At 40.2% G+C, this 13,894-nt stretch carries 8 protein-coding genes; all 8 read left to right on the top strand.

Annotated features, from left to right (window positions below):
* Positions 1-16: 16 nt before the first annotated feature.
* The 8 genes from prc to L3V41_RS13630 all read left to right on the top strand — a co-directional run bounded on the left by prc (position 17) and on the right by L3V41_RS13630 (position 13,772).
* Positions 17-2,041 carry a carboxy terminal-processing peptidase gene (prc, locus tag L3V41_RS13665; protein ID WP_062568981.1) on the top strand — a complete coding sequence of 675 codons (2,025 nt, stop codon included), beginning with the start codon at positions 17-19 and terminating at the stop codon, positions 2,039-2,041.
* 169 nt (positions 2,042-2,210) lie between these two features.
* A complete protein-coding gene (gene nhaC, locus L3V41_RS13660; protein WP_062568982.1) occupies positions 2,211-3,689 on the top strand; it encodes a Na+/H+ antiporter NhaC in 1,479 nt (492 codons plus the stop codon).
* Between the two features lie 42 nt (positions 3,690-3,731).
* Positions 3,732-6,326, top strand: a complete 2,595-nt coding sequence (pepN, locus tag L3V41_RS13655) for an aminopeptidase N (protein ID WP_237127937.1) — start codon at positions 3,732-3,734, stop codon at positions 6,324-6,326.
* On the top strand, positions 6,326-6,547 hold the full coding sequence (locus L3V41_RS13650) for a DUF2835 domain-containing protein (protein ID WP_062568984.1): 222 nt from the start codon (positions 6,326-6,328) through the stop codon (positions 6,545-6,547). The genes pepN and L3V41_RS13650 overlap by 1 nt, the downstream gene beginning before the upstream one ends.
* A 310-nt stretch (positions 6,548-6,857) precedes the next feature.
* Positions 6,858-8,942: a DUF1302 domain-containing protein gene (locus L3V41_RS13645; protein ID WP_237127936.1), complete on the top strand. Its 2,085-nt coding sequence runs from the start codon at positions 6,858-6,860 to the stop codon at positions 8,940-8,942.
* Positions 8,943-8,954: 12 nt separating this feature from the next.
* A complete protein-coding gene (locus tag L3V41_RS13640) occupies positions 8,955-10,319 on the top strand; it encodes a DUF1329 domain-containing protein (protein ID WP_193988957.1) in 1,365 nt (454 codons plus the stop codon).
* 121 nt (positions 10,320-10,440) lie between these two features.
* On the top strand, positions 10,441-11,448 hold the full coding sequence (locus L3V41_RS13635; protein ID WP_062568986.1) for a YCF48-related protein: 1,008 nt from the start codon (positions 10,441-10,443) through the stop codon (positions 11,446-11,448).
* Positions 11,448-13,772 carry an MMPL family transporter gene (locus tag L3V41_RS13630; RefSeq protein ID WP_062568987.1) on the top strand — a complete coding sequence of 775 codons (2,325 nt, stop codon included), beginning with the start codon at positions 11,448-11,450 and terminating at the stop codon, positions 13,770-13,772. The genes L3V41_RS13635 and L3V41_RS13630 overlap by 1 nt, the downstream gene beginning before the upstream one ends.
* The last annotated feature ends 122 nt before the right edge of the window (positions 13,773-13,894 follow it).

Here is a 13,894-nt window from a genome sequence, read left to right as displayed (position 1 = left end):
AAGAAAGGAGTTGTGTATGAGTAAAAAGTTTACGCTCATTCCGTTAGTCGCTGCCCTGTTTTCAGGCTCATTATTGGCCGCTGCAGATAATTTAACTGAAGATGATTTGCCAGTACTCAAGCAAGAAAGTCAGCATAGTACAGCAAGCAAACGGGTGACAAACTTATTTACTCGTGCACACTATAAACCAATACGTTTTAACGATAGCTTATCTGAAAAAGTTTTCGAACGTTATATTGAGTCTCTTGACTATAATAAGAGTGTCTTTTTAGCCTCAGATATTGCTTCTTTTGAGCAATACAAAGATCAGTTTGATAATGCATTGTCGACAGGCAAACTTGGTTTTGCATTTGATATTTTTAACCTGAGCCTCAAACGTCGTTTTGAACGTTACGACTATTCTTTATCGCTTCTAGAAAAGGAAATGAAGTTTGATAAAGAAGATGAGTACGTGTTTGACCGTGAAGATGCTAATTGGGCTACAAGCCAAGCTGAACTTGATGAACTTTGGCGTCAACGCGTTAAATATGATGCGTTACGTTTAAAAATGACGGGTAAAGATTGGCAAGGAATTAAAGACGTTCTTACCAAGCGTTACCACAATGCGCAAAAACGCTTAGTGCAAACAAATAGTGAAGATGCTTTCCAAATCGTGATGAATTCATTTGCACGTAGCATCGAAGCACATACTTCTTACTTATCTCCACGTCGTGCTGAACAGTTTAAGATGGATATGGACCTTGAACTGGAAGGTATAGGTGCCGTTCTTAGCTATGATGAAGATTACACGGTTATTCGTAGTTTAGTGCCAGGAGGCCCTGCGGATAAATCAGAACAAATCAAAGCCGATGACCGAATTATTGGTGTAGCTCAAGATGGCGAAGAGTTTGTTGATGTGATTGGTTGGCGTCTTGATGACGTGGTTGACTTAATCAAAGGCCCTAAAGGGACTAAAGTTCGTTTGCAATATTTAAAAGGTGCAGACGCCCACGGTACACCTAAAGTTGTTGAGATTACGCGTGATAAAATTCGCCTTGAAGACCGCGCAGCTAAATCAGAAGTATTTGAAGCTAAATATTCAGACTTAACCAGTAAAATTGGTGTGATTGAAATACCAGGTTTCTACAATAACTTATCGCAAGACGTAAAAGTTGAAATAGCTAAGTTAAAAGAAGCTAAGGTTGATGGTATTATCATCGATTTGCGTCAAAACGGTGGTGGTTCTTTATACGAAGCAACTCAGTTGTCAGGTTTATTTATTGATCAAGGACCTGTGGTACAAATCCACACTTTAAATAATCGAATTGAAGAGCAAAAAGACCGCGATGGTGTCACTTTCTATGATGGTCCATTAACCGTTTTAGTTGACCGTTACAGCGCTTCAGCATCTGAAATATTCGCAGCTGCAATGCAAGACTACGGTCGTGCAATTGTCATTGGTGAGCAAACCTTTGGTAAAGGTACAGTACAACAGCACAAACCACTTGGTCGTGCTTATGACTTATATGATCACCCATTAGGTAGCGTACAGTACACAATTGCTAAATTCTATCGTATTAATGGTGGTAGTACTCAGCATAAAGGTGTGATACCCGATGTATCATTCCCATCGGCAATCGACCCAGCTGATTGGGGCGAAAGCCAGCAAGACAACGCGTTACCGTGGGATAGTATCATTCGTGCTAAATACAACTCTGTTGATAACCTAGAGCCTGCAATTGCGTATGTGAATAAGTTACATGATACACGTATTGCAAGCGAGCCAGAGTTTGGTTACGTATTTGATGACATTAAGCGTTACCAACAAGAGAAAGATCGTAAAACAATTTCACTTGTTGAAGCCGCGCGTATTAAAGAGAAAGATGAAGGTGAAGAGCGAGCACTTGAGCGTGCTAATGAACGTTTAGTTCGTCTAGGTGAAAAGCCGGTAGAAAACTTAGACGATTTACCTGACATCTTAGATGATCTTGACCCATTTTTGGAAGAAGCGGCATTAATCACGCAAGATTACATCAAGTACGGCCGTATCGCGAAAAAATAAATACTTACTTATGATTAATAAAAAGGCGCTTAGGCGCCTTTTTTGCTACCTAAAACAGGTCAGCTTGTTATAATTGGCCAATCTGGCTGTCAAAAAAGCCACTGAAGTTTTGCGTCAAGCTTACAATAATAATTAAACACGCCACATAAGACGTGTAGGAGACTATCTTTTGAATTCTATTGAAGAAAAGCCGATCAAGCAGGCTAGTTTTTTAGATGCTTTGATCCCAATTACTGTGCTTGTGTGCCTTTTAGGTGCTGCTGTTTATTTGTTTGGTGATAATTCGTCATCAGGTCCTAACCAAATTGCGTTATTGTTTGCTACTTTTACAGCGGCGTTAATTGGTTTAAAAAATGGCTATACATGGAAAAAACTTGAACAAGCCATGATCGAAGGGATCACTTTGTCCCTTGGTGCAATCATTATCTTGCTTATGGTTGGTGCCTTAATTGGTACTTGGTTATTATCTGGTACTGTACCCACCCTTATTTATTATGGTCTTCAGATCATTAATCCAAGTTGGTTTTATGCTGCCAGTTGTTTAATTTGTGGCATTGTCGCGATGAGTATTGGTAGTTCATGGACCACTGCTGCGACCATTGGTGTGGCGTTATTAGGTGTTGCAACTGGTCTTGGTCTTGAACAAGTTGTCACGGCGGGTGCGGTTATCTCAGGTGCCTATTTTGGTGATAAGTTAAGCCCGCTTTCAGAAACCACAAACTTAGCACCTGCAGTAGCCGGTGCCGATTTATTCGACCATATTCACCATATGCTTTGGACAACGGTGCCAAGCTTTATTATCGCTTTAATTATTTTTATCTTTATGGGCTTCAATGCCGGTGGCTCAGCTGAGGCGGGGCGTATTGAAGAAATAGTCAACTTGCTGGAACAAAACTTCAACATAGGTTTTGAAATGTTAGTGCCCTTGGTGGTGCTATTATTTTTAGCTATTCGAAAAATGCCAGCTTTCCCTGCTATATCAATCGGTGCTGTGCTTGGTGCTGTTTGGGCCATGCTATTTCAGTCAGATTTAATTAGCAGCCAAATTGATGCATCACAAGGGCAAATTATTGGCTACTTTAAATTAGTATGGACCACTTTTTTCGATGGCTTTAGTATCGATACTGGTGATGAAAAAATGGATTCATTGCTCAGTGGTGGTGGTATGGCTGGCATGTTAACGACTACGTGGTTAATTATGACTGCGCTTATGTTTGGTGCCATTATGGAAAAAACGGGCTTACTAGATATGTTCGTAAAGAGCATTTTAAAAATTGCGAAGAGTACTGGTTCGCTTATTACCGCAACGATTGCTACGTGTATTGGTACAAATGCGGTAGCGGCTGATCAATACATTGCCATTGTTGTGCCTGGCCGTATGTTTAAAGAAGAGTATGAAAAACGTGGCTTAAAGCCGGTTAACTTATCACGCACATTAGAAGATGGCGGAACGATAACTAGTCCATTGATCCCTTGGAATACTTGTGGTGCGTATATGCAAAGTGTTTTATTAATCAATCCATTTGATTATGCTCTGTATGCTTTCTTTAATTTAATTAATCCGTTACTAGCGGTCATTTATGCTTATTTGGGAATTAAGATTTTACGCATTACCCCAAAACATGCGAAACCTAGCACTGTTGAATAATAACGTAAGGCCCTACATTAGTAGGGCCATTTGGAGCCTTTTATGTCTGTAACGAATAAACCTCAAGCTCAATATCTAAAAGATTACCAAGCCCCACAATTTTCAATTCACCATATCGATTTACGCTTCGAATTAGCACCATTAAAAACCACAGTGCAATCGACAATGACGATGAGTCGTACGGATAATACCGAGGCCGATCTAATATTAGATGGTGTGGATTTGGTGCTTATTTCATTATCTGTAAATAACGAAAAATACGATGATTATACACTTGAAGATGAAAAGCTGATTATCCATCATTTACCTGACAACTTTACACTTGAAATAGAAAATCATATTGATCCACAAACAAATACATCACTTGAAGGCTTGTATTTATCCGGCGGTGCGTATTGCACGCAATGTGAAGCACAAGGATTCAGAAAAATCACGTATTACATGGATCGCCCTGATATTTTAGCAAGCTTCGATGTCACAATTATCGCTGACCAGAAATACACTCATTTATTATCAAATGGCAATCAGATTGACGCTGGCACATTGGATGACGGCCGTCATTTTGTAAAATGGCAAGACCCATTCAAAAAACCAAGTTACTTGTTCGCGTTAGTAGCAGGGGACTTTGATGTATTACGTGACCACTACACAACTAAGTCTGGTCGTAACGTAGAGCTGGCATTATTTGTTGATAAAGGAAATTTAGCTAAAACCCCGCATGCAATGTCTTCACTTAAAAAGTCAATGCAGTGGGATGAAGAGCGTTTTAATCTTGAGTATGACCTAGATATTTACATGATTGTTGCTGTCGACTTTTTTAATATGGGTGCGATGGAAAATAAAGGTTTAAATATCTTTAATAGCAAATGCGTACTAGCCAACCAAGAGACGGCAACAGATAAAGATTACCATACCATTGAGTCTATCGTTGGCCATGAGTATTTTCATAACTGGACCGGTAATCGTGTAACGTGTCGAGATTGGTTCCAGCTATCATTAAAAGAAGGCTTAACGGTCTTTCGTGACCAAGAATTTAGTAGTGATTTAGGCTCACGAGCACTTAACCGAATTGACGCGGTTAAGGTTATGCGTACTCACCAGTTCAGCGAAGATGCAGGGCCTATGGCGCACCCAATTCGTCCTGAAAAAGTGATTGAAATGAATAATTTCTACACTGTCACCGTTTATGACAAAGGCGCTGAAGTTATTCGCATGATGCACACCCTATTGGGTGAAGAAAAGTTCCAGCAAGGCATGTCACTTTATTTCGAGCGTCATGACGGACAAGCTGTGACCTGTGATGACTTTGTCGCTGCGATGAGTGATGCGTCAGACATTGATTTAAGCCAATTTAAACGTTGGTATAGCCAAGCTGGCACTCCAAAACTGAATGTTGAGCAACAGTACCATAGCGAAAAACAAACGTTTACTCTAACCATTGAGCAATTCGCACCAGACAATCAACCTGAGAATGAGCTGTTGCATATTCCATTTGCTATTGAATTATTGAATCCTGCGGGGGAGTCATTACCGCTGGTAGTTAATGATCAAGCCCACGATTCAGTATTGAATGTCACTAAACAGAAGCAACAATTTGTTTTTGAAGGAGTAGCTGAACAACCTGTAGCTGTTCTATTGGAAGACTTCTCGGCCCCTTGTATTGTCAATCAATCAAATACGGCTGAGGATTTACTGCATATAATGCGGTTTGCTCGTAGTGACTTCTCTCGCTGGGATGCGCAACAACGTCTTTTGACCAATGAAATTAAAACAGCGATCTCGTCGGGTAATAACGAGTTATCGCCGTCGGTTATTAATACATTCGATACGCTTATTAGTAAGCGTGAAGGTGATTTAGCCTTGATCGCTGAATTACTTAAATTACCAAGCTACGATACCTTGGCTGCTGAATACAAAGTTATTCCGGTTGATAACATTATTAATGTATTAAATGCCTTTGAAAAACAAATTGCATCGAGTCTTTCAGAGTCTTTTAAGATTTGTTATCAATCACTTGAAGATGATGGGTCAACCTCTGCAGACGCTGTTGCGGTGCGAGCATTGAAACAAGTTTGTTTGCATTACTTAGCTAAAACACCTGATCCAGCTATCAATGAGCTAATCATTGAAGCTGCAAATAGCGCGAATATGACAAATGTGCTTGCGTCACTCGGTGCTGTGGTGAAAGCAAATCATTCTCTTGGCGAGCGTTTATTGAGTGAATTTGATGCCAAGTGGCGTCATGATGTACTGGTAATGGATAAGTGGTTTGCCTTACAGGCGATGAATGATACTGATGCCTGTATCGATAAAATTAAAGGCTTATATGAGCACCCAAGTTTTGATTTTGGCAACCCTAACCGTGTTCGAGCATTAGTGGGTAGTTTTAGTCATTTTAATATTACGCAATTTCATCGTGCAGATGGCAAGGGCTATCAGTTATTGGGTGATCTATTGGTTAAGCTTAATGAAATTAATCCGCAGAATGCGTCAAGAATGTTGACTCCTTTCATGTCATGGCGTCGCTATGACGACAATCGTTCAACGGCGATGAAGGCACAACTTACTCGGCTAGCGTCATTGGATGGTTTAAGTGACGACTTATATGAAAAAGTAGAGAAGGCACTTGCTAGTTAATGAACGAATACTATTTTTCGCTCTACCTGAGTTACTCTAAATGTTTAGATTATTATCATGGTAAATATAAATCAGTCCAAGTGACGGAAGATGGTGGTAAAACAGTTCGTTTTGATGCTGAACATTTGCGTCCTTTTATTTCTTCGATAGGAATAAGAGGGCGCTTTAGGCTGATACTCACTGAGCAAAACAGATTCCTTAAACTTGAGAAAGTCAGCTGAAAGCATGAAATCTAATTTATAACTCTTCTTTAAAGTACGGTGTTTTGTTCTAAAATTAACCGTACTTTGCTGTCCCCAATTAACTAAATTTATTATATTTTTGTTAATTCGGTTTGTTCTATTGTTAATTTACGTGTATAAATTATCTGGTATGACGTCTTACCAATACGTAAACGTCACATAATTAAATAAATATTAACCGATTGAACGCGTTCTATATTGTATTTTTACTATTTCGCTTCTATCGTTAGAAAGATACTAAAAACAACAATTTGATCACAAAACAACCCGTTACAGGGGGATGAACACAATGATAAAACGCTCGCTTTTTGTTAAAAACAAAATAGCTTTGGGGCTTGCGGCAGCAACCCTTGGGCTTTCAAGCACTGCTTTGCACGCGGCAACTTTTGAGTTAGGGGATTTTGACGTCCGTTTTGACTCTAGTTTTTCTTATGGACAGAGCATTCGTGTTGAAGATCGCGACTTTCAACATATAGGTAAAAGTAATAACCCGTCATTTGATTGGACCGGTTATCACTCAGCTTTAAATCCTATCTACTCGTCTGCAGATGTTTGGAACCAGCCAGGTGCATATTCAAATAATGGTGATGCTGGTAACTTAAACTTCGATAGTGGCGATTCGTTTTCAAAGCTATTAAAAGGCAACCATGAGTTATCAATTAGCAAAGATAACTATGGCTTCTTCACACGCTTCATGTATTTCTATGATTTTGCTTTGATGGATGGCGACTTCGCCTACAACAATCCAACTTCTGGGCAAAAAGTTGATCCATGTGATGATGACGATACTAAAGAACAAGTGTGTGCTGACCTACGACTTTTAGATGCCTACGTTTGGGCTAACTTCGATTTAAATGAAGGGCGTAACCCGCTATCTATCCGTTTAGGTCAACAAGTCGTAAACTGGGGTGAAAGTACACTGATCTCTCATGGTATTAATGTCAACCCGGTTGATATTGACCGCCTTAAAGCACCAGGTGCTGAGCTTAAAGAAGCGTTCATCCCTGTGGGTATGCTTTGGGCATCACTCGGTATTACCGATAATCTTACTTTAGAAGGGTTTTATCAGTACCAGTGGCACGAGACACGTCTTCCTGCTGCGGGTACTTACTTCTCAACCAATGATTTTGCATCAGAGAATGGTTACCAACAAAATATCCAACTTGGTTTCACCTCAAACCCTGACATTGATTTAGCATTCTTAACAGAAAGCTTAAATAGTTTGGATGACATTGTGCGCTCGCAAGGAATCGATCCTACATCAGCGCAAGGCCAAGCGATGATGGCACAGCTGTACTTAGCTTACCCAACTAAAGTGGCGTTAAAAGGTAAGGGCAACGCAGGTAAGAGTGAGCCTGATGATGGTGGTCAATATGGTTTACGTTTAGGTATGTTTTTACCTGAGCTAAATGATACTGAAGTTGCGTTATATCACATCAACTATCATAGCCGTCGTCCGGTAATATCAGGTCAAGTTTCTAATTTTACAAGCGCAGCAATCGCGTCTGATATTGGCATGTTACTTAGCACTGAAATTACTGAAGATAATGTAACAGGCTTACAAGCATTTACTAAGGGTCAATTAGAATACCCTGAAGATATTAAGCTTTACGGTTTAAGCTTTAATACTTCGTTAGGCGAAACCGCATTTGCGGGTGAGTTTGCCTTCCGTCAAGATGAGCCTTTGCAAATTGATGACGTAGAATTACTTTATGCCGGTATGCCTGAGCAATTAGCTGTTGCAGGTATCCGCCCTGATTTTGCTGGTATCTCACAAATGAGCCCAGGTGATGCGACAAGCGTTGTAGGCCCTGGCGAATTAGCACAAGGCTTTATTTTACGTAATACTGCGCAATTGCAATTCACGGCGACTCATTTATTTGGTCCATCTTTAGGTGCTGATAGCTGGGCTGTGGTCGGTGAAATTGGTGGTGTACGAATTAATAATATGCCGGAATATGATGAGCTTCGTTTAAACGTGGCAGGTACAGGGCGTAGTGGCGTTATCCAAGGTCCATTGGCTGACGATTATTCTACATTGCACTTAGGTCTTTCTAATGGCCCAGAGACAAACCCTTTCCCAACTGCATCAGCATGGGGCTACCGTTTAATCGCAAAGGGTGATTATTTCAATATCTTTAACGGTGTGAACTTTTCCCCTCGTTTTGTATTTTCACATGACGTGAATGGTATTACACCAGACCCAATGTTCTTATTTGTTGAAGACCGTAAATCACTCGGTGTAACTATGAACTTCAACTATCAAAATGCGTGGTCGTTCGACTTTAGCTACAACTCATTCTGGGGTGGTGGCGCGACGAATACATTCTCTGACCGCGATTATGTTTCTTTCAATATCAAATATTCAATTTAAGGGTAAATTATGATTATTAGAAAACCTACCCTCATTGCTGCAGCTTTTTGCAGTGTTTTCGCAAGCTCAAGTGTACTTGCAAAAATTACCGCTGATGAAGCAGCACGTTTAGGTAATGATTTAACACCAATCGGTGCAGAGAAAGCGGCAAATAAAGATGGTTCTATTCCAGCTTGGACTGGCGGAATTACAACTCCTCCTGCTAGTTATAAAGCGGGAATGCACCACCCAGACCCATACGCTGAAGATAAAGTTTTATTTACCATTGATAAGTCAAATGTAGATAAATACAAAGAATACCTAAGCCCTGGTCAAATTGAACTATTCAAAACATACCCTGATACGTTCAAAATGAATATTTATCAAACTCGCCGTAGCGCTTCTTATCCTCAGTTTGTTTATGATGCAACTAAAAAATATGCAACGACAGCTGAGTTGGTTGAAGGTGGTAATGGTATTAAAAACACGGCGGTTGGTGTTCCGTTTCCTATTCCTAAGGACGGCTTAGAGGCTATCTGGAATCATCTATTACGTTTTAGAGGTTTATCAATTGAACGTTTTGGTGGACAAGCTGCACCAACAGCATCAGGTTCATATAATTATGTTGGCTTTGATGAGCAACTATTAGTTGAGTATTCAGATCCAAAAGCGACACCTGAAAAACTTCAAGAATCAAACATCCTATTCAAGTTTAAGCAAAAAGTAACAGAACCTGCGCGTCTTGCTGGTACTGCATTACTTGTTCATGAAACCATGGACCAAATTTTAACACCTCGTCAAGCGTGGACTTATAACTCTGGTCAGCGTCGTGTTCGTCGTGCGCCAAACGTGGCATATGATGCACCAGGTACTGCAGCAGATAGTTTACGTACTACCGATGATTTTGATATGTTTAATGGTTCACCAAACCGTTATAACTGGACGTTAAAAGGTAAGCAGGAGCTTTATATTCCATATAACAGCTACAAACTGCACAGCGATAAGCTTGAATACGATGATATCTTGCAAGCAGGTCATATTAACCCTGAATATGTTCGCTATGAGAAGCACCGTGTTTGGGTTGTCGAAGCTAACTTAAAAGAGGGTACACGTCACATTTATAAAAAACGTGTGTTCTATATTGATGAAGACAGCTGGCAAGTTCACGTAGCAGATATATATGATAATCGTGACCAAATGTATCGTGTGGCAATGGCCCATGGCCTAAACTACTATGAAGTACCAACTCACTGGAGTACCTTAGAAGTTTACCATGATCTTAATTCACGTCGTTATTTGGCAATTGGTTTAGATAACCAAGAGAAGATGTATGACTTCTCACAATCATTTAACGATAACGAATTTACGTCAAGCGCACTTCGCCGCGAAGGCCGTTAATCCAAATAGGCACCTGTTTTGTCAGGTGCCTTTTGCAATTCATATTAGTCAACTAGGCACAATTGGTTTATCACGTGACTTATGGCTTACTCATTTATCTTTTCGAAGGCGATTTACCTTTATGAAGTATTTGCTTTATGCTTGTCTTGCTTATAGTGCTTCATGTTTTTCTCAGGACATGCCCCAACTAGAACATGCTATTAGTGCTGTTAATGCAGACAAAACACTCCTCACAGATATTGAACTAATTGATGATCAATTAGTGGCTGTTGGAAAGCACGGTGTGGTAATCACCAGTACCGATGCACAATCATGGCAGCAAGCCAGTGTTCCAACGCAAGTTTTACTCACCGCTGTCGACTTCTATAATAACAACCTAGGATGGGCATGTGGTCATGATGCCACTATTATTAACACCACGGATGCGGGCAAAACATGGCAACTCCAGCAAGCACTTCCGGATATGGATAAACCTTGCTTAGATATACTTTTTACCTCTGAAAAGCATGGCTATGCGGTGGGTGCATACGGCATGTTTTTTGAGACTCATGATGGTGGCCAGAAATGGCAAAAACGATTTTTAGATAGCTTACTTTTTGAAGAAGACCGTGCATATCTCAATGAACTAAAAAAGAGTGACCCAGAAGGCTACGAGTATGAGACAGCTTCGATTCTTCCACATTTTAACCGTATTGTGAAAACCAATAACCGTTTAATATTGGTTGGTGAAATGGGGTTAATGGCTGAAAGTTTTGATAACGGTGGCACCTGGCAACGCCTAGAAGAAATATATATGGGGTCTTTCTTTACGTTTGCGTCAACTGCAGATCAATCTCAAGGAGAAGACTTAGTTGCAGGTTTGAGAGGGAATATTTTTACGCGTCAAACAGGCTCTGAGCAGTGGCAACAAATCCACACAGACAATTTCGCAACAGTAAACAGCGCAATTAACTACAATAACGAATGGCTGCTGTTTGCCAATAGCGGTGTCATTTTTCATGTTAAAAATGATGAACTAACTGAAGAACAAATGGATGATGGCAAGTCTTTACTTGATGGTGTTGTATTTCAAAATAAGCTCATTATGGCTTCAGAAGATGGTATTAAAGTGAAGGAGTTGAATCCGTAATGCGTGGTTTTTTAGATTTTTTAGAAAAGGCGGTATTCCGTCATCGTTTATTTGCGATTATCTCTTTTGCATTAATCACATGTTTTTTACTTTTTAAAGCAACGCAGATTCAATTAGATGCGTCATTTAATAAAAATATTCCTCTTAATCATGACTACATGAAAGTCTACACCAAGCATGAAAAACAATTTGGTGGGGCAAACAGTATTTTAATTTCTGTTTGTGATGCGGATGGTGATATTTTTAATGAGGAATTTTTTACTCAGTTAAAAGCTGTTCATGATCAACTTTATTTTATTCCTGGCGTAAACCGCCCATTAGTCAATTCAATTTTTGCCCCCAGTGCCCGTTTTGTTGAAGTCGTTGAAGATGGTTTTGCCGGGGGGCCAATTATTCCGGCTAATTTTACTGCGGATAAACGTGGACTTGCCGTTGTAAAAGAGAATATTGAAAAAGCCAAAGTCGTTGGTCGTATGATTGCCAGCGACTATTCATGCGCGATGGTAACAGCTCAATTGTTGGAAACTGATCCACAAACACAAGAAAAGCTCGACACCTTAGCGTTTGCTAAAAAGTTAGAAACGCAAGTACGTGAACCACTGAGCACGGATAAAGTCAGTATTCATATTATTGGTTTTGCGAAAATGGCGGGAGATGTCGCAGAGGGTGCCAAAGGCGTACTGTTATTCTTCGCTATTGCAATAGTCTTTACGTTCGTAATGGTTTGGCTATTCTGCCATAGCCTAAAACTCACTATTTTACCGATTGCTTGCTCTATTATTGCGGTGATTTGGCAGCTTGGCTTATTGTCATCGCTTGGTTTTGGTTTAGATCCTATGTCTATTCTGGTGCCGTTTTTAGTGTTTGCAATTGGTGTGAGCCATGGTGTGCAAATGATTAACGATATTGGCAAGAAAGTATGCGGTGGCAGCAGCACGCGAGTTTGTTGCCAAGCAAGTTTTAGGGCTCTATTAATTCCTGGTGGTATTGCACTGTTATCAGATACAGTTGGTTTCTTAACGTTACTCACTATTGATATCGGTATTATTCGTGAACTTGCGATCACAGCGAGCTTAGGTGTGGCGGTAATTATTTTCACGAACTTAATTTTGCTTCCTGTCTGGGCATCATACATGAAGTTTGAGGGTTCAGTGCGTATCCAATCTGGTACACACTCAGATAAGCCAAATATTTTAGATAATTTACGTGAGATACTGGTTAAAGCAACAGACCCTAAAACGGCACGGTTAATTATCGTACTTACAGTGATACTTTTTGCTTTTGGTTACTGGCAAGCAGATAAAATGCGTATTGGTGATTTACACGCTGGTGCGCCATCGCTTCATCAAGATGCGCGATACAACCAAGATACTTTCTTGATTTCAGATAAATACACCATTTCATCCGATATTTTAAAAGTCATTGTTGAAGCATATCCTGCTGCGTGTACAGAACATGATGTGATGGAACGTATCAGCCGTTTCCAATGGCAAATGGAAAATGTGCCTGGTGTGCAATCGGCAGTGAGTTTAAGTTCTGTCGCGCAGTCAGTGAACGCAGGTTTTAATGAAGGTAATTTAAAGTGGCAAAGCTTACCGCGTAATACAGCAAGCTTAGTACAATCAACTGCAAGAGTTGAAACAAGCTCAGGCTTACTTGATGGTAACTGCTCTGTTATGCCTGTGATTTTCTTCTTAGAAGATCACAAAGCCGAAACGATTGACCATGTGGTTGCTAAAGTAAAAGAGTTTGCGGCTAAAGAGGAAACCGATAAATTGAAGTTTAAGCTCGCCTCAGGTCCAGTGGGTGTGATGGCAGCAACTAATGAATCAGTTTCAGCGGCACAACTTCCCATGATGCTTTACGTTTACGGTGCCGTCATCTTGCTATGCTTAATTAGCTTTAGGAGTGTGAAAGCCACTGTTGCTGTGGTACTACCTTTGTATATCGTATCGACCCTAGCACAGGCGTTGATGGTGCAGCTTGAAATTGGTTTAACAGTGTCAACATTGCCAGTTATTGCTTTAGGTGTAGGTATTGGTGTTGACTACGGCATTTATATTCTTTCATCAATGATGGGGCAGCTTAAACAAGGCGTTGCACTTGAGGTTGCTTATCGTAATGCGTTGGTAGAGCGAGGCAGTGCGGTGTTATTCACAGGTATCACCTTAGCCATTGGTGTGAGTACATGGATTTTTTCTGATCTGAAGTTCCAAGTTGATATGGGGATCCTACTTACCTTTATGTTCTTAGTGAATATGTTGGGTGCCGTATTACTTTTACCTGCGATAGGTAGTTTCCTCTGGACTGACCAGAAAAAATAATGTGAATAATTGTGCTCCAATATGGCCAGTAATGGCCATTTATATCTATATTTTGTGAATAGATGACCAAATAGCTGAAAAGCTTAAAATGATTTCATCGAAAAGGCTGTTTATTAGCTCTA

This window comes from Pseudoalteromonas sp. L21, assembly GCF_021728035.1.
Lineage (GTDB): Bacteria > Pseudomonadota > Gammaproteobacteria > Enterobacterales > Alteromonadaceae > Pseudoalteromonas > Pseudoalteromonas arabiensis.
This window is presented reverse-complemented; position numbering and strand designations above follow the sequence as displayed.